Below are 17214 nucleotides of genomic sequence, written 5' to 3'. Positions count from 1 at the left end.
TAATGGACGCTGCCGTTAATGAACATGGCTCAGGAATTTCCTGGTGCGTTCGTGCTGGGGGTTGTCGAAGAAGTCGTCGGGCGCGGCCTGCTCCACGATCACGCCGCCGTCGAACAGCGTGACCTCGTCCGCCACGCGGCGGGCGAAGCGGACCTCGTGGGTGACCACGATCATGGTCATGCCGTCCTGCGCCAGGGATTCCATGACGTCCAGGACTTCGCCCACCAGTTCGGGGTCCAACGCCGAGGTGGGTTCGTCGAAGAGGAGGACGTCCGGGTTCATCACCAGGGCCCGGGCGATGGCCACGCGCTGCTGCTGGCCGCCGGAAAGCTCCGAGGGGAAGTGCCCGGAGCGGTGGGACAGGCCCACCCGGGCCAGCATGGCCATGGCCTGTTCCTCGGCGTCCTTGTGCGGAACACCCTTGACCGAGGTGAGGCCGAGCATCACATTGCGGCAGGCCGAAAGGTGCGGGAAGAGGTTGAACTTCTGGAACACCATGCCGATGTTGCGGCGCTCCTTGGCAAGCTCGCGCTCCGGCAAGGCAACAGCAGCACCGCCCCGGGCTCCCCCTTCACGCACCCCGATGCGCTTTCCGTGCAGGAGGATCTCGCCGTCGTCGGCCGGCTCCAGGAGCGCCATCAGGCGCAGCATGGTGGACTTGCCCGAACCGGAGGGGCCCAGCACGGCCTTGACCTGGCCTTTGTGGATGTCGAACCCGACGCCGCGCAGCACGTGCTGGTCTTCGTAGCGTTTGTGGAGGTTCCGGACGCTGAGGACCGGGCTGGCAGGAGCGGTTGTTTCGCTCACGAGAACACTCCCTGGCCTGCGGGTTCCTGCGCGGGAAGCTTCCTGGGTTTTTTCCGTGAGGTCCATACGAATTTCTTCTCCACTTGGCTTTGGACCAAGGTCAGCAGGCTGACGATGATCAGGTAGTAGACGATCGCCGCGGCGTAGTACTCGGCGTAGCGGAAGGTGATGTTCACACCCACCTGCGCCGTGGTGAGCAGTTCCTGCAGGGAGATCACGGAGGCCAGCGAGGAGAACTTCACCAAGCCGATGAATTCGTTGCCGGTGGGCGGCAGGGCGATCCGGATGGCCTGCGGAAGGATGACTTTCAGCATGACCTTCGCCGGGGACATACCCAGCGCGCGGCCTGCCAGCGCCTGGCCTTCGTCCACACTGAGCAAGGCCGAACGGATGATCTCCGCCATGAACGCGGCCTCCACCACGCCCAGGCCGATGAACGCGGCGATGAACGGCGAGAACCATTCCTGCCGCAGCACCGGGAAGAGCTGAGGGAGGGCGTTCCAGATGATGAGGAGCACCAGCAGCGCCGGAATGGCACGGAAGAACCAGGTGTACAGCCCGGCCGCCCCCTGGCCGATCCGACTGCGGGAGGTGCGGCCGAGCGCCACCACGAAGCCGATCACCGTGGCCAGCACCAGGGACAGCACCGCGACGGCGACGGACAGGAAGGCACCGCTCAGGTAGCTGGGGTTGACCAGCTGCGCGAGGAAGATGCCGACGTCGAATTCCATCAGGAGGGTCCTTTCAGGGCGTCAGTGCTTGACGTCGACGATCGCCGGATCGAGCTTGTACTGCGTGGCGATCTTGGCGAGGGTTCCGTCCGCATGCAGGGCCTTCAGGCCTTCGGCAACGGCGGGGCTGAGCTGGTCGCCCTTGCGGGTGAAGACGCCGAAGGTGGTGTCCGGCGGGAAGACGCCGGGCGCGACGGCGAGCTTGCCTTCGTTCTGGGAGGCCATGTACGCGGCGGCCACATTGGTTTCGATCAAGGCTTCGGACTTGCCGTTGAGTACGGCGAGCACGGTTTCGGCGGTCTTCGGATACTCGGTGAGGCGCGGTTCTTCCTTGCCCGCGTCCTTGCATTCCTTCTTCAGTTCCACGATCCGGGCGGCGTTGGCCGAGGCGCTCTGGGCAGCCACCGAGTGGCCGCACAGGTCCAGCGGTTCCTTGAACTTTCCGGTGTTGTCCGGCGCGGCCAGGATGGCGGGACCGGCGTTCATCACGGGCGCGGCGTCGGCCACTTCCAGGCGGGCCTTGCTCATGTAGAGACCGCCGAAGATCGCGTCGCAGCGCCGGGTCTGCAGTCCGGGCATGAGTCCGTCGAAGGTAGTGACCTCGAACTTGGTCTCCACGCCCCAGTGCTTGGCGAGGGCCCGGGCGGCGTCGGCGTCGAAGCCCACGATCTCGCCGCTGGAGCCGTTGGCATAGTACTCAAGCGGGGCGTACTCGGGATCGATGCAGAGCGTCAGCTTCCCCGCGGTGGCCAGGCCCTTGGGGGCTTTGTCGCCGCCGGAGCCGGCGGGCGCGGGGGTGGCGGCACCGGAGCAGCCGCTCAGTACGAGGGTGAGTGCTGCCGCGGCCAGGGCGGCCTTCGTGAAGGTGGACATGTACGTCTCCAATGAACGGGGGATGCGGACGTCTGATGCAATGCGCGACGGCGGAGGGGAACCGGATGTGGCGCTGGTCACGATGGTAGCGAAAACGAGGAGTTAATCAAGCGATTCCGTTGCGTGATTGATATTTGACAGAGTTTTTGTTCTTAGGATTGATATTTGGAGCTAAATTTCTTTGCCGCAGAGACCTCCCGTGACACTATTGGCACATGACAATTCCGCTGCCCGTGCTGCCGAGCCGGTGGGGACTAGGGTGAGAACCATGCATTCCCTGGACGAGCGGCTGATCCGCCTCCTGCAAGCCGACGGCCGCGCTTCGTTCAGCGAGCTCTCGAAGCAGCTCGGCGTCACGCGCTCCACGGCGACAGCCAAGGTCAACGAACTACTGTCCTCGGGCGAACTGCGCATCGTGGCAGCGGTGCATCCGCGCCTGCTGGGCCTGACCGCCGTCGCGCATGTCTCCGTCCAGCTGAGCGGCTCCGCGCAGGCCGCACTGGAGGTCCTCGCCGGACTAGACGGCGCGGTCTTCGCCTCGCTGACCACCGGCAAATACGGTGTGGTGGCGGAGCTCCGGCTGCCCACCATGGAACGGCTCTACCAGGACATCGAAACGCTGCGCCTCGCGGAGGGCGTGGCCGCCGTCGACGTCCTGATGTACAAGGACGTGGTCCGCAGCCTGTTCCTGGGGCAGGAGCCTCCGGATCCGGGGCTGGAACTGGACCACACGGACCTGCAAATCATGGGCGAGCTGCAGGTGGACGGCCGGCTCGGCTTCGAGGCGCTGGGCGAGAAGGTGGGCCTCTCCGCGAGCGCCGCACGCGTCCGGGTGCTGCGGCTGCTTGACGCGCGGGTCATGCAGATCGGGCCCATCCTCAGCCGTTCCGGATCGTCACAGTCGCTGGCTTTCGGCTTCGGTATTTCCACCTCGCAGGGCACGGAGGAAGCCATCGATTTCCTGGCCGCGACGCCGGGCGTCGAGTTCATCGCCACGTGTTTCGGCCGGTACGACCTGGTGGCCACGGTGGGTGTGGCCACGCCGGACGAAATGCACGGCATCCTGGACAGCCTCCGCGCGCTGGATTCCGTGGCAGGTGCCGAGTCCTGGCTGCACCTGAAGATCGTGCAGGAGCGCTACGACAAGCCGCTGGACAAGATCCTCGCCGCGAAGGTGGCGGCCGCGAAAGCCGCCCCGGCGAAGTAGCACCCACCCCTCCCCCGCGCGCCGCCGTGGTGGGACACTGGGCGCATGACCTTCGACGAGCCCCTGGACATGGCGAAATGGTGGCTGCGGCTGACCCCGGACACCCGGGAATGGCTGATCAACAACAACGGCGACGCCGTTCCGCGCCACATCATCGCTGAGATCGTGGAGGCGGGCGGTTCCATCTCGTCCGAAGCGTGGTGGTCCGGCGAAACCACCCCGGAAGGCTTCCATTTCTCGGACGAAGCCGTGGACTGGATCGAGACCGCCGCCAACAGCGAATTGCCCGGCCTGCCTGAGCGCTAGGCCCCGCTAAAAGTCAGCGGTTGCTTGCCCGTGGCGCGCCGATGCCCGGGTCGATCTGGTGCGGACCGGAAGCGGAAGGCCGGACGTCGAAGTCGAAGATCGCCGTGGGGAGGTAGACGGTGGAACAGGAGTTCGGAATGTCCACGACCCCGGAGAGGCGGCCCTCGATCGGCGCAGCGCCCAGCAGCAAGTACGCCTGCTCCGGGCTGTAGCCGAACTTCGTCAGGTAGTCGATCGCATGCAGACAGGCGCGCTGGTAGGACAGGTGGGAGTCCAAGTAGCGCTGCTCGCCGTCCAGGGTCACCGAGGTCCCGGAGAACGCCAGCCATTGGCTGTACTGCGGATCCGTAGTGCCGGGCATGAAGATGGCATTCTCGTGGACCCCATAGGTGTCCATGCCGCCCTTGATCAGGTCCACCCGCAGGTCGATGAACCCACCCATCTCAATGGCCCCGCAGAAGGTGATCTCGCCATCGCCCTGGGAGAAATGCAGGTCGCCGACCGATAGATTGGCCCCGTCCACGAACACCGGGTAAAAGACCCGCGTGCCCTTGGAGAGGTTCTTGATGTCTTGGTTGCCGCCATTCTCCCGCGGCGGGGCGGTGCGGGCCGCTTCCTGGGCCACCCGGTCGAATTCGGCGCCGGACAGGCTTCCGAGGACGGCGTGCGCGGACTCGGGCGGCAGCGCCAGCGGCGGAACCCGGTGCGGGTCGGTGGCGATGAGGTCGCCTTCGCGCTTGTTCCACTTTGCCAGCAGCTCCGCCGACGGCGCGGTGCCCATCAGGCCGGGATGGATAAGCCCGGTGAAGGAGACGCCTGGCACGTGGCGCGAGGTGGCGGTCTGGCCGGAAAAGTCCCAGATCGCCTTATACGCGTCAGGGAACTGCTCCGTCAGGAAGCCGCCGCCATTGTTCCTGGCAAAGATCCCGGTATAGCCCCAGCCCTGGCCGGCCAAGGGACCGGAATCCTCCTGTGGGATCGGCCCCACATCCAGGATGTCCACGATCAGCAGGTCTCCCGGCTTGGCGCCTTCCACGGCGAACGGCCCACTGAGCTTGTGCACCGTCAGCAATGGGGCATTGAGGATGTCTTCGGCCGAGTCGTCATTGACAATCGCGCCATCGAACCATTCCCGACAGTCCACGCGGAAGGAATCCCCCGGCTTTACCGTGGCCACCGGTGGAATGTCCGGGTGCCAGCGGTTGTGGCCGACTTTCTCCTGCTCCTCGAACTTCTTCCTTGAGTCCAGTCGGAAAACATGCTCGGGCATTGATGATCCTCCTTAAATAGCTTGCCGCGCCCGTAGGGTTACGGCCGCGGCAGTTTCTGGTGCAAGGGGTTGGCTGAGCTGGTCCGGGGTTTGCCCCGGCCGGACCCGGGATTACGTGACGTCACGACATCGGGTTCGTACGCGCTGCGCTTGGTGGAATCGATGAGCCGGAAGGCTGCCGTGCCCGTGCGGGAGAGCCGGGGTGCGCTGATCCGGCGACGGGCATTTGACCGGCAGCGGGGGCAGGTCAACGTATCCGGCGCGGCGCCCATTGGAAAGGTGGCTTCGAAATCTGAGCACGTGGGGCAACGGTATTCGTAGAGTGCCACTAATGCGGTCCTTTCCCCCGGTCGGACGTTTTGCGCGCGTCCCCCGAGGCTATCCATGGAATACCAAACTTTCAATGGATCAGGGAGATCACCCCGTTTTCGCACAGAATGCTTCCGCCGATAGCTCTGGCAGAGCAGACGGCGACGACGGCACCCGCCGCAGGTGCCGCCGTCGCCGTCTGCTCCGTGTTACCTCAGCCGCTGCCGGAGCCGGGCTACTTGCTGCTGCCCGCCTTCACCCGCGCCACCCCCACCGAGTCCGCGGAGAGCCGCTGGGCCAGCCAGATCGGCACGATCGAGATGAGGATGAGGACCACGGCCACCACGTTGACCACGGGTGCCTGGTTGGGCCGGAACAGGTTCTGCAGGATCCAGATGGGCAGGGTGGTGTCGCCGGCGCCGATGGTGAAGGTGGTGACGATGATTTCGTCAAAGCTGAGCGCGAAGGCCAACAGGCCGCCGGCCAACAGTGCCGAACGCAGCTGCGGGAACGTCACCAGCCGGAAGGTGGTGAACACCCCGGCGCCGAGGTCCGCGGACGCTTCCTCGAGCCGCCCGTTCATACGCCGCAGCCGGGCGATGGCGTTGTTGAACACGGTCACCATGCAGAACGTGGCATGGGCGATGATCACCGTCCACATGCTCAGGGAGACGCCCATGATGGTGGTGAACATGTTGTTCAGCGCGATGCCGGTGACGATGCCGGGCAGGGCGATAGGCAGGATGACCAGCAGGTTCACGCCTTCGCGGCCGAAGAAGCGGTAGCGCTGCAGGGCCAGCGCCAGCAGGGTTCCCAGCACCAGGGAAATGGCCGTGGACACCAGCGCCACCCACAGCGAGGTGGCCAGGGCCTCGCGCACGCCGGCGGAGTCAAAGGCCTTGGCCCACCATTCCAGGGTGAAGCCCTTGGGCGGCCAGCCGAAGGTGCGGTCCGTGTTGAAGGAGTTCACCACCACGAGCAACAGCGGTGCGTAGATGAAGAGCAGGATGAGCGCCGTGATGATGCCCAGGACGGTCTTGGCACTGCGGGAAAGTCTCACAGCATGCTCCTAGAGGTTGTTCAGGGCGCCGGTACGGCGGACGGCGAACAGGTAGACCATGATGATCACGATCGGGATCAGGGACACCGCGGCCGCGAACGGAAGGTTGTTGGCCGCGCCCACGTTGGCGTACACCACGGTACCGAGCACCTGCGTGGTGCCGCCGACGATCTGTGCCGTGATGTAGTCGCCCAGGGACAGCGAGAAGGTGAAGATGGTTCCCGCGATGATGGACGGCACCAGGATGGGGAACACCACCAGGCGCATGGTGGTCCACGGCTTGGCGCCGAGGTCGCTGGAGGCCTCCAGCAGGGAATCCGGAACCTTCTCGAAGCCCGCGTGGATGGGCAGGATCATGTACGGCAGCCAGATGTAGGCCAGGGTGATGATCACGGCGGTTTCCGAGTAGCCGGGGCTGCTGAGGCCGAGCGGCGTGCCCAGCCATTCGAGCAAGCCGCCCTCGGCCAGCACGTTGCGCCAGGCGTAGGCCTTCACCAGGTAGCTGGCCCAGAGCGGCATGAGCACCGCCACCACCAGGAGCTTCTGCCAGCGGGCCGTGGCCACCTTGGCGATGAAGAACGCGATGGGCAGCGCCAGCACGGCGTCGATAACGGTCACCGCGAGCGCGATCCAGAGCGTCCGCAGGGCGATGGCCTGGTACACCGGATCCGTGAGCGCCTGGAGGATGTTGTCCAGGGTCCACGTCTGCGAGACCTTGCCGGTGAAGCTGTCCACGGTCCACAGCGCGGTGATGAGCAGGGCCGCGAGCGCGGCCACGTAGACAATGCCCAGCCAGGCAGCCGGCGCCGTGAGCAGGCCCGCCAGCCGGAGCCGCGGTGAGCGGTCCAGCAGGGCGGAAAGGGAGTTCTTCCTGGCCCGCGGGACGGCGGCGCGCGCGGTGGTGCCGCCGCCTCCGCTTCCCGGGGCCTTCTGGGTGCCCGGTCCGGTGCCGGGCTGCCTGAGCTGCATTGTCATTGTCCTAGCCCTTGATTTCCGTCCAGGCCTTGGTCCACTCCGAGTAGTCCGTGCAGGTGGCGTCCGTACGGCCGTCCACGCACTTCTTCACGGGGGTGGTCCAGTACCAGATCTTCTCCGCGTAGGAGGCGTCACCGGAGTGGAAGGTTTCGCAGTGCTTCTTGTCCTTGGTCAGTTCGCAGGCCTTGGGGTTGGCCGGGGATTCGCCGAAGTACTCGGCCACCTGGGCGTTGGCTGCCGGGCTGGCGATGTAGTCCAGCCACTTGTAGGAGCAGTTGGGGCTCTTGGTCTTGGAGCTGATCATCCAGGTATCGGACCAGCCGGTGGCGCCTTCTTCGGGAAGCACGGTTTCCACCTTGGTGCCGTCGGCCTTGGCGATGTTGGCACCCACCTGCCACGTGGTGCCCACCAGGGAGCTGCCGGAGGCGAAGGACTGAACTTCCTTGACGACGTCGGACCAGTACTCGCCCACGTGCTTGCGCTGTTCCTTGAGCAGCTCAACCGCGGCGGCCAGCTGGGTGGCGTCCAGGGCGTAGGGGTTCTTGATGCCGAGTTCCGGCTTGTGCTTCATCAGGTACAGGGCCGCGTCCGCGATGTAGATGGGCGAATCGTAGGCGGTCACCTTGCCGGTGTTCTTGGCGGCGTCGTCGAACACGGCGCTCCAGGAGGTGGGCGCGGGGGTGACTTTGTCGGAGCGGTACATGAGCAGGTTGGCTCCCCAGCCGTGCGGCATGCCGTAGTTCTTGCCGTCCACGGTGTTCCAGGCCTTGTCCTTGAGGAACGGGTAGACGTCCGCGTAGTTCTTGAGCAGCTCGGTGTTGACTTCCTGGACGTCGCCGCCGGCGATCAGCCGGAGCGAGGCGTCGCCCGAGGCCGAAATGACGTCGTACTGTCCCGTGCGCATGAGGGTCACGGCTTCGTCCGAGGTGCCGAAGGGCTTGAATTCCACCTGGCAGCCGGATTCCTTTTCGAAGGCGCTGACCCAGTCCACCTTGGGGTCGTTGCTGCCGTCCTCCACATAGCCGGGCCACGCCAGGATGGAGACCTTGCCTTCGCCTGCGCCGATTTCGGTCTTGGCCGGAGTCGCGGCGCCGTTGCCGCCGGTGTTGCTTCCCGAGGCGGTGCCGCAGGAGGCCAGGGCCAGTGCGGCCACGGCCAGGGCTCCGGCGGTGCGGAGCGCTTTCATCTTGTTTGCCACTGTTCTTGCCTTTCCTGGTACGGGTACTTCTTGGGGTCTTTGTTCAGGCTGCTTTTGTTCATGCAGCGTCGGGGAGCCAGACGGCGTCGTGTCCGGCCCAGCCCACCGTCACCTGCCGGCCGATCAGCTGGTCAGCCGGGGGCAGCTCACCTCCGCTGAGGACGACGACGGCGGGCCCGGCGTCGAGCGCCACGTGCAGTTGGGTCGCGTGCCCCACGTAGACGGCGGACGTGACCGTGCCGCGCAAGGCCGCACCGCCGTCGCCGGCTGGAGAACCCGACACCGCGTCCCAGGCGAGCGCGAGCCGCTCGGGCCGCACCACGAACTGTTCGCGGCGGCCGTAGATGTCCTGGGCGAGTTCGGAACCGAAGATGTTCGAGGTGCCCACGAAGTTGGCCACGAACTCGGACTGCGGGCGCTGGTAGATTTCGTGGGCGCTTCCGGTCTGGGCGATCCGGCCGTTGTTGAAGACGCCGATCCGGTCGCTCATGGTGAGCGCTTCTTCCTGGTCATGGGTGACGAAGATGAAGGTGATGCCCAGCGAGCGCTGCAGTTCCTTGAGTTCGATCTGCATCTGCTGGCGCAGCTTCAGGTCCAAGGCGCCGAGCGGTTCGTCGAGGAGGAGCACCTTGGGCTCCACCACCAGCGCCCGGGCCAGGGCAACGCGCTGCCGCTGCCCGCCGGACAGCTGGGCCGGGCGGCGGGAGACGAACTTGCCCAGCTGCACCCGCTCCAGGGCTTCGACGGCGCGCTCCCGGCGTTCGGCCTTGGCCATGCCGCGCACCCGCAGCCCGTAGGCCACGTTGTCCACCAGGCTCATGTGCGGGAACAGCGCGTAATCCTGGAACACGGTGTTGACGTCCCGTTCGAAGGGGGCCTTGCCGCTGACGTCCTTGCCTTCGAGTTCGATGGTGCCGGAAGTGGGCAGCTCGAAGCCTGCGATCAGCCGCAGCACCGTGGTCTTGCCCGAGCCGGAGGGGCCAAGCATCGAGAAGAACTCGCCCTGCCGGATGTCCAAGTCCACGCCGTCCACCGCGTTGGTGTCGCCGAAGCTCTTGACCAGTTGGCGGAGGCGGATGGCGGGGACCTCTGCGCTGGGAGCCGTTTCGCTCATGATGTGCCTTTCCGTGCGGGTGATGAGGGGACATATATGGCCAGCGATCCGTGTGATGCGGAGCACTTTCCAGCCGATCTGCCGGAAAGACTATTACATAAGAGGTTTTATGTATAGACCCTTGGAAATGTGACGGCTACGATGGCGTAAGCACCGGACCACCAGGCACCAGAGAGGCCGCCCATGTCGCTTTCCCCGCTCGGGGCATCACGCAGCCTGGCCGCGGTGTTCACACCCATCAAGTCCGGCGGCCTGGTGGACGAGGTGTGCCGCCGCATCGAACTGGCAGTGGAAACCGGGCTGCTGGTGAGCGGGCAACGGCTGCCCAACGAAATCGAACTGGCCAGCGCCCTGGGCGTCTCCGCCGTCACCACCCGCGAAGCCCTCTCCCAGCTGCGCGGCCAAGGCCTCATCCGCACCGTGCGCGGCCGCAGCGGCGGCAGCTTCATCGCCGAGGACGCCCTGCCCTCCCCTGCCCGGGCCCGCGAGCGCCTGCAAGACCTCACCCGCCTGCAGATCACGGACCTCGGCCTGCACTACCAGGCGATCGCGGGCACCTGCGCGGCCGTGGCCGCCAAGCGCGCCGGCGACGACGACGTGCAGGCGATGCGCGAATACATCCGTCCCGCGGGAGCGGACCCAGCCCCGGCTGAGCCGGGCGGAGGCGGAACCGCCACGCCGCTGGAGTGGCGGCTTTCGGCGTCGGAATTCCTGCTGGAACTGGCAGCCGCGGCACGCTCGGCGAGGCTGGCCCGGGAACTGCTGCGGATCCAGGTGGACATGGGCACCCTCACGCTGCTGCCGTTCAACGATCCGTCCTTCTGCGAACAGACCGCGGAGCTCAATGCGGCCATCGCCGACGCCGTGTCCCGGCACGACGCCGCCGCTGCCGAGGCCCGCACCAAGGAACTCATCAACCTGACCACCACGTGGCTCCTGGCCGAATTGTCTGCCGGGCAGCCGCACGAAACGAAGGCAACACCATGAACGGCAACGGCGCCGGCGTGACCACGCCTGCACACGGTGACACCACCGGCCACTCCGCGGAAATGCGGGAAATCGAGGCCATCGTGGCCGGCATCGAAGGGCAGGTGGCCGAGTGGGCCGCCGCCACCTCGGCCTGGCTCGACGGTTGCGGCAAGCCCACCGGCACCGCCGTGGACAAGTTCATCCGTCCCTCGGTGCAGACCCTGCTCCAAGGGCCGGGCGCAAAGGTGGCCGGGGCGGGCTTCATCGCCACACTCGGGCTGCTGGGCCCGGACCGCAGCTACATTGCCTGGTGGCAGGGCGATGACATGGAACGCGTGGACGCCCTGGCCAACTTCAGCCCGCAATCCCTCAGCCGCTACACCCGCGCCGAGTGGTTCAGGATCCCCGTGGAGACCGGGCGGCCGCATGTCACCGGCCCGTACATCGACCTGCTCTGCACCGACGAGTACGTGCTGACGTTCACGCATCCCGTCTTCAGGGGCGGGCAGATCGCGGGCATCGTGGGCGTGGATGTCACGGCGCAGACCCTGGAGCGGCTCGGGTTGCCGCCGCTGCGGCGGATCGGACCGCGGGCCGCGTTGGTGAACGTTTCCGCGGCGGGTTCCGCTGACTCCGCTGTTGCGAACGACGGCGGCCGCGCAGTCATCTGCGCCACCGCGGACATTGACGCCGGAGACCGGGTAGTGCCCGCCTCAGGCGCGGAGAGCTGGCCGGCGGGCCGGCAGTTCCGCATCTACTCATCGGTGGAAGCGGCACTGGGCTGAGGCTGAGCTGGGCTGCGGGGCGTTCGCCGCACCGCGGCGCCGCCATCGATCCTGCAGATCAGGCGACGTTCAAGCCTCGTATGTCGCCTGATCTGCAGGACCAATTACCGCGGCTGCCGGATAGAGGCAACCATCACGCCTTCGCCAGCGCCTCCTCCAGCGCGCCGAGCACCAGGGTCACTGCGGCCGGCGAGGCGTTCGGTCCCATGGTTCCGATCCGCCAGACCGAGTCCTTGAACGCCCCCACTCCGGCGCCGATCTCCATGCTGAAGTTCCGCAAAAGGTAAGCGCGCACGGCAACGGAATCCACGGCGTCGGGCACTTTCACGGTGGTGAGGCTGTCCAGGCGGCTGCCCTCCGCCGCGAAAAGTTCCAGACCCAGCTCCTGCAGGCCAGCGCGCAGGGCGGCGCCGGCCGCATGATGGCGGGCCTGCACGGCGTCCAGGCCTTCAGCGAGTATGCGGTCCAGGGCGGCTTCGAGCCCGGCAATCATGGTGACCGGCGCGGTGTGGTGGTAGGTCCGGCTCCCCGTGGCGGCACCCGCATAGCCGCCGAGCAGGCCGATATCCAGGTACCAGGAGCGAGGCTCGTGGATGCGCCGCTCGAAGGCCCGCTCGGACACAGTGAACGGCGAGAGCCCCGGCGGCACGCCGAGGCATTTCTGGGTTCCGGCGTAGCCGACGTCGATCCCCCATTGGTCGGCCAGCAGCTCCAGGCCGCCGATTGAGGTCACGGCGTCGGCGATCAGCAAGGCGTCACCCTTGTTCGCGCCGAGGGTGGCGATGTCCGAGATGACTCCCGTGGATGTTTCCGCGTGGACGGCGGCAATCACCTTGGGTGCCGGATGCGCCGCAAGGACGCGTTCGACGTCGACAGGCTGCCCCCACTCATGGTCCACCCGGACGACCGTAGCGCCGCAGCGCCGGGCCACCTCGCACATGCGCTCACCGAAGAGGCCGTTGACCGCGACGACGGCCACGTCGCCGTCGGACACGGTGTTCACGAAGGCGGCCTCCATGCCGCCGGATCCGGTGGCACTCAGCGGCAGCGTGCGGGTGTTCGCGGTTCCCCAGACCGCCCGCAAGCCGGCGCACGTGCGGTCCAGTCGTTCAATGAACACGGGATCGAGGTGACCCATCACCGGATGGGAAAGCGCGGCCATCGCCTCGGGATAGGCGTTGCCCGGGCCGGGGCCGAAGAGGAACCTTGACGTCAGGATGGCTGGCATGGCGGACTCCTTCGCGTGTTGGGGCCCATTCTGCCGCAGCGCCGCCGCGGACGGTACGCTCTTGACAGCGGCGCGGCGACTCGGCTTGACTATTACGCATGCTGAAATAACAGTTCCATGATGTGGAAGGTTCTGGGCTGCGTAAGGCAACCGGGCACCTATTCGGCACCACCGCCGGAGCTCCACATAGCCGTCACCATGGATGCCAGCATTTGCACGAGGAATGAACAAGCATGCAGCTTGCAGTATTCAACAGCGCAGACCGTGCGGACGCCGTTGGAGTCCTGCGCCCTTGCCTCGACGTCGAGCGCTGGGTCGGCGAAATCGCCGATGCCCGCCCGTTCAACGGCAAGGACGATCTCCTGGCCTTCGCCAAGGACGCCGCCACCCCCTTCACCGCGGAAGAACTCGAGTCCGCGCTTGCCCACCACCCGCGCATCGGCGAACGCCCGCAGGCTGCCACGACTGAGGCCGCGATGTCCCGCTCGGAGCAGTCCGGCGTCGATCCCAGCGACGACGCCACCGCCCGTGCCCTGGCCGAAGGCAACCGCGCCTACGAAGAAAAGTTCAACCGGGTCTTCCTGATCCGCGCCGCCGGCCGCAGCGCCGCCGAGATCCTGGCGTCCCTCAACGAACGCCTCGGCCACACCCCGGAAGAAGAAGACCGCATCGTCGCAGAGCAGCTCCGCGAAATCGCGCTGCTCCGCCTTGAAGGAGTTATCGGCGCATGAGCGTTTCCCAAATCACCACCCATATCCTCGACACCGGTTCGGGCCGCCCGGCGGCGGGCGTCGCCGTCGTGCTCTCAAAGCTCGACGGCGGCAGCTGGGCTCCCGTCGCGGAAGGCACCACCGATGCGGACGGCCGCATCAAGAACCTCGGCCCCGAGCGCGTGCCCGGCGGCACCTACAAGCTGAACTTCGCCACCGGCGCGTACTACGCGGGCCAGGGCGCGGACACCTTCTTCCCGGAGGTGGACCTGAGCTTCACCGTGTCCGACGCCGGCGAGCACTACCACGTGCCGCTGCTGCTGAGCCCCTTCGCGTTCTCCACGTACCGCGGCAGCTGACCTCCTTTCCCGACACTTCCCAACGCGGGGTCACTTACGGCCCATCCGGGCAGCAAACATGGGCCGTAAGTGACTCCGCGTTGGCTTGGGCGGGAAGTCGGGGTCGGGCGGGAACCGGTAGGCTGGAAGGCATGGTTTCTGAGAACTCGAGCAACTCCACGGACGGCACTTCCGAGCGGCGCATCACCGTACGGCGTGCCCCGCGCTTCGTGCCGTTCATGGTGCTCGGCGGCGTGGTGGGCATCATTGTGGCCGCGTTTGTGGCGTTCGGCCTGCCCAGCCACCCGGAGTTCGATGCCGGCGCGGTCTTCGGCTTCTTCACGGTTGCTTTCGCCGCCGGCGGCGTGATCCTCGGCTGCATCGCCGCACTGATCCTGGACCGCCTGAGCTTCAAGCAACGCGAGCACGCCATCGTGGAAGCCGTCCCGGAAGACGAAGCACAGGAAGACTGAGCAGCCCGGCCCGGAGTTCGACGGGTCACATTTGCCGGGACGGGAAAATACCACGGCCGATACATGAGACAATCGACCAGTGGCACGTGGCGACGGAAAACTTTCACATGATCTTCTCCCCGGCGAAAAAGGACCCCAGGACGCTTGTGGCGTCTTCGGAGTCTGGGCCCCTGGCGAAGAGGTAGCAAAACTCACCTATTACGGGCTGTATGCGCTGCAGCACCGCGGACAAGAGTCGGCTGGCATTGCGACCAGCGACGGCAAGCGCATCAACGTCTACAAGGACATGGGCCTCGTGTCCCAGGTCTTCGACGAAACCACCCTGAACACCCTCACCGGGCACCTCGCCGTCGGCCACTGCCGCTACTCCACCACCGGAGCCAGCCACTGGGCCAACGCGCAGCCCACCCTGGGCGCCACCGCCACCGGCACCGTGGCCCTGGCCCACAACGGCAACCTCACCAACACCGCCGAACTGCGCGAAATGATCCTGGAGCGCAACAACGGCCAGCTCACGGGCGAAATGAAGCAGGGCAACACCTCTGACACCGCCCTGGTCACTGCCCTCCTCGAAGGCGAAGCCGGCAAGACCCTCGAAGAAACCGCCATGGAACTGCTGCCCAAGATCAAGGGCGGCTTCTGCTTCGTCTTCATGGATGAAGGTACCCTCTACGCCGCCCGCGACACCTACGGCATCCGTCCGCTGTGCCTCGGCCGCCTGGAGCGCGGCTGGGTGGTGGCCTCCGAGCAGTCCGGCCTCGCCACCGTGGGTGCCAGCTTCATCCGCGAGATCGAACCCGGCGAATTCATCGCCATCGACGAGAACGGTGTCCGCTCCCAGCGTTTCGCGGACGCGACGCCGGCCGGTTGCGTTTTCGAGTACGTGTACCTTGCCCGTCCGGACGCCGCAATCGCCGGCCGCTCCGTGTACGAATCCCGCGTGGAGATGGGCCGCCAGCTGGCCCGCGAAAACACCCAGGAAGCGGACATCGTCATCCCGGTACCGGAATCCGGCACCCCTGCCGCCGTGGGCTACGCCGAAGAGTCCGGCATCCCTTTCGCTCACGGTTTCGTGAAGAACTCCTACGTGGGCCGCACCTTCATCCAGCCCTCACAGACCCTGCGCCAGCTCGGCATCCGCCTCAAGCTCAACGCGCTGGAGTCCGTGATCCGCGGCAAGCGCGTGGTGGTGGTGGATGACTCGATCGTCCGCGGCAACACCCAGCGCGCCATCGTGCGCATGCTGCGCGAAGCCGGCGCCGCCGCCGTCCATGTCAAGATCTCCTCCCCGCCCGTGCAGTGGCCCTGCTTCTACGGCATCGACTTCGCCTCCCGCGCGGAACTGATCGCCAACGGCGCCACCATCGAGGAAATCTCCCAGGCCATCGGCGCCGACTCCCTCGCCTACATCTCCGAAGATGGCATGATCGGCGCCACCCAGCAGCCGCGCGAACGCCTCTGCACCGCGTGCTTCACGGGCAAGTACCCCATCGAGCTTCCTGCCTCGGACAAACTGGGCAAGAACCTGCTGGAGCGCACCGACCTCGGCGGCCTGCCGGCGTCGGACTCCGCCGTGAACGATTCAGAAGACCCGGCAGAGAAGCCGGGCGCAACGGGCTGCGATCCAGGACCCGATGCCGAGTTTGAGAATCTGCTGACCGACGCCGACAAGAAAGAGTCCGTATGACCTCCGCCTCCCCCGCCGCTGAGAACGCAGGCATCACCTACGCCTCCGCCGGCGTCGACGTCGAAGCGGGCGACCGCGCCGTCGAACTCATGAAGGACGCCGTCAAGGCGACGCACAACGCTTCGGTGCTCGGCGGCGTCGGCGGTTTCGCCGGCCTGTACGACGTCTCCAAGCTGCTGACGTACAAGAAGCCCCTGCTGGCCACCTCCACGGACGGCGTGGGCACCAAGGTCGCCATCGCCCAGGCCATGGACATCCACGACACCATCGGTTTCGACCTGGTGGGCATGGTGGTTGACGACATCGTGGTGGTCGGCGCCGAGCCGCTCTACATGACCGACTACATCGCCTGCGGCAAGGTGGTCCCGGAGCGCATCGCCGGCATCGTGCGCGGCATCGCCTCGGCCTGCTCCGTGGCCGGCACCGCGCTGGTGGGCGGCGAAACCGCCGAGCACCCGGGCCTGCTGGGCGAGCACGAATACGATGTTGCCGGTGCCGCCACCGGTGTTGTCGAGGCCGACGCCCTGCTCGGCCCGGAGCGCGTGAAGGCCGGCGACGTCGTCATCGGCATGGCCTCCTCCGGCCTGCACTCCAACGGCTATTCCCTGGTCCGCCGTGTCATCAACCACGCCGGCTGGGCCCTGGACCGCCAGGTCTCCGAACTCGGCCGCACCCTGGGCGAGGAACTGCTGGAGCCCACCCGCGTGTACGCCGCGGACTGCCTGGACCTGGCCCGCACCTTCCCCGTGAACTCGGGCAAGGGCGTCAACGGCTTCAGCCACGTGACCGGCGGCGGCCTCGCAGCCAACCTGGCCCGCGTGCTGCCGCAGGGCCTCGTGGCCACCGTGGACCGCGCCACCTGGGAACTGCCCGCCATCTTCAAGCTGGTCTCCGAGCTCGGCAACGTTCCGCTGGCCGACCTGGAGCGCACCCTGAACCTGGGTGTCGGCATGGTGGCCATCGTGTCCCCGTCCGTTGCGGATGCCGCCGTGGCACGCCTCAACGAACGCGGCCTGCCGTCCTGGATCATGGGTACCGTGTCCGCGGACTCTGATTCGATCGACAAGAGCGGCCCGGACTACGTCCAGGGTGCCAAGGGCGTCGACGGCGGCGCGGTCCGTTTGGTGAACGCCTACGCCTAGGCGAACGCCGGCTTTCTAGTCCACTCCCCCGC

19 protein-coding genes are annotated in these 17214 nt (G+C 66.7%); 9 read left to right on the top strand and 10 right to left on the bottom strand.

All coding sequences use genetic code 11. The features are described from left to right. Window positions 1–15 precede the first annotated feature (15 nt). Genes BIU82_RS13500 through BIU82_RS13490 form a run of 3 tightly spaced genes read right to left on the bottom strand, consistent with a single transcriptional unit; the run spans window position 16 to window position 2411 of the window. Window positions 16–807, bottom strand: a complete 792-nt coding sequence (locus BIU82_RS13500) for an amino acid ABC transporter ATP-binding protein (protein WP_070349985.1) — start codon at window positions 805–807, stop codon at window positions 16–18. Next, a complete protein-coding gene (locus BIU82_RS13495) occupies window positions 804–1538 on the bottom strand; it encodes an amino acid ABC transporter permease (RefSeq protein WP_070349984.1) in 735 nt (244 codons plus the stop codon). The genes BIU82_RS13500 and BIU82_RS13495 overlap by 4 nt, the downstream gene beginning before the upstream one ends. Window positions 1539–1559: 21 nt before the next feature. Beyond that, the gene (locus tag BIU82_RS13490; protein ID WP_070349983.1) at window positions 1560–2411 is read right to left on the bottom strand and encodes an ABC transporter substrate-binding protein; all 852 of its coding nucleotides are present in this window, start codon (window positions 2409–2411) and stop codon (window positions 1560–1562) included. 268 nt (window positions 2412–2679) lie between these two features. Here BIU82_RS13490 and BIU82_RS13485 point away from each other — a divergent pair, with 268 nt between their 5' ends. After that, window positions 2680–3618, top strand: coding sequence for an Lrp/AsnC family transcriptional regulator (locus tag BIU82_RS13485; protein WP_070349982.1), 939 nt, complete (start codon window positions 2680–2682; stop codon window positions 3616–3618). A 45-nt stretch (window positions 3619–3663) separates the two neighbouring features. Then, the gene (locus BIU82_RS13480; protein ID WP_253182782.1) at window positions 3664–3924 is read left to right on the top strand and encodes a hypothetical protein; all 261 of its coding nucleotides are present in this window, start codon (window positions 3664–3666) and stop codon (window positions 3922–3924) included. 13 nt (window positions 3925–3937) lie between these two features. On the opposite strand, the gene fmdA is transcribed toward BIU82_RS13480, so the two are convergent. From fmdA to BIU82_RS13455, 6 genes are all read right to left on the bottom strand, one after another. Continuing rightward, the gene (fmdA, locus tag BIU82_RS13475) at window positions 3938–5194 is read right to left on the bottom strand and encodes a formamidase (RefSeq protein ID WP_070349981.1); all 1257 of its coding nucleotides are present in this window, start codon (window positions 5192–5194) and stop codon (window positions 3938–3940) included. Window positions 5195–5232: 38 nt separating this feature from the next. Then, entirely contained in the window at window positions 5233–5580 is a 348-nt protein-coding gene (locus tag BIU82_RS19370) for a zinc ribbon domain-containing protein (protein ID WP_083292339.1), read from the bottom strand. A gap of 158 nt (window positions 5581–5738) precedes the next feature. Then, entirely contained in the window at window positions 5739–6563 is an 825-nt protein-coding gene (locus BIU82_RS13470) for an ABC transporter permease (RefSeq protein WP_070349980.1), read from the bottom strand. Window positions 6564–6572: 9 nt separating this feature from the next. Next, a complete protein-coding gene (locus tag BIU82_RS13465) occupies window positions 6573–7532 on the bottom strand; it encodes an ABC transporter permease (RefSeq protein ID WP_139146636.1) in 960 nt (319 codons plus the stop codon). 10 nt (window positions 7533–7542) lie between these two features. Beyond that, entirely contained in the window at window positions 7543–8736 is a 1194-nt protein-coding gene (locus tag BIU82_RS13460; protein ID WP_363968131.1) for an ABC transporter substrate-binding protein, read from the bottom strand. A 58-nt stretch (window positions 8737–8794) separates the two neighbouring features. After that, window positions 8795–9850 carry an ABC transporter ATP-binding protein gene (locus tag BIU82_RS13455; RefSeq protein ID WP_070349979.1) on the bottom strand — a complete coding sequence of 352 codons (1056 nt, stop codon included), beginning with the start codon at window positions 9848–9850 and terminating at the stop codon, window positions 8795–8797. Between the two features lie 183 nt (window positions 9851–10033). On the opposite strand from BIU82_RS13455, the gene BIU82_RS13450 reads away from it, so the two are divergent. Beyond that, a complete protein-coding gene (locus tag BIU82_RS13450) occupies window positions 10034–10837 on the top strand; it encodes a GntR family transcriptional regulator (protein WP_070349978.1) in 804 nt (267 codons plus the stop codon). After that, the gene (locus BIU82_RS13445) at window positions 10834–11604 is read left to right on the top strand and encodes a cache domain-containing protein (RefSeq protein ID WP_070349977.1); all 771 of its coding nucleotides are present in this window, start codon (window positions 10834–10836) and stop codon (window positions 11602–11604) included. The genes BIU82_RS13450 and BIU82_RS13445 overlap by 4 nt, the downstream gene beginning before the upstream one ends. 133 nt (window positions 11605–11737) lie before the next feature. On the opposite strand, the gene BIU82_RS13440 is transcribed toward BIU82_RS13445, so the two are convergent. After that, window positions 11738–12832: an alanine--glyoxylate aminotransferase family protein gene (locus BIU82_RS13440; RefSeq protein WP_070349976.1), complete on the bottom strand. Its 1095-nt coding sequence runs from the start codon at window positions 12830–12832 to the stop codon at window positions 11738–11740. A gap of 233 nt (window positions 12833–13065) precedes the next feature. Here BIU82_RS13440 and uraD point away from each other — a divergent pair, with 233 nt between their 5' ends. The 5 genes from uraD to purM all read left to right on the top strand — a co-directional run bounded on the left by uraD (window position 13066) and on the right by purM (window position 17182). After that, window positions 13066–13563, top strand: coding sequence for a 2-oxo-4-hydroxy-4-carboxy-5-ureidoimidazoline decarboxylase (uraD, locus tag BIU82_RS13435; protein WP_070349975.1), 498 nt, complete (start codon window positions 13066–13068; stop codon window positions 13561–13563). Beyond that, window positions 13560–13901, top strand: a complete 342-nt coding sequence (gene uraH / locus BIU82_RS13430; protein WP_070349974.1) for a hydroxyisourate hydrolase — start codon at window positions 13560–13562, stop codon at window positions 13899–13901. Before uraD ends, uraH begins: the two co-directional genes overlap by 4 nt. 131 nt (window positions 13902–14032) lie before the next feature. Beyond that, on the top strand, window positions 14033–14353 hold the full coding sequence (locus BIU82_RS13425) for a hypothetical protein (protein ID WP_070349973.1): 321 nt from the start codon (window positions 14033–14035) through the stop codon (window positions 14351–14353). A gap of 79 nt (window positions 14354–14432) precedes the next feature. Next, the gene (gene purF / locus BIU82_RS13420; RefSeq protein ID WP_070349972.1) at window positions 14433–16040 is read left to right on the top strand and encodes an amidophosphoribosyltransferase; all 1608 of its coding nucleotides are present in this window, start codon (window positions 14433–14435) and stop codon (window positions 16038–16040) included. Continuing rightward, window positions 16037–17182: a phosphoribosylformylglycinamidine cyclo-ligase gene (gene purM / locus BIU82_RS13415; RefSeq protein ID WP_070349971.1), complete on the top strand. Its 1146-nt coding sequence runs from the start codon at window positions 16037–16039 to the stop codon at window positions 17180–17182. The genes purF and purM overlap by 4 nt, the downstream gene beginning before the upstream one ends. Window positions 17183–17214: the final 32 nt, after the last annotated feature.

It is taken from the genome of Arthrobacter sp. SW1 (assembly GCF_001766675.1).
GTDB lineage: Bacteria > Actinomycetota > Actinomycetes > Actinomycetales > Micrococcaceae > Arthrobacter.
Note: the sequence above shows the minus strand (reverse complement) of the source record. Positions and strands in the feature narration are given on the sequence as shown.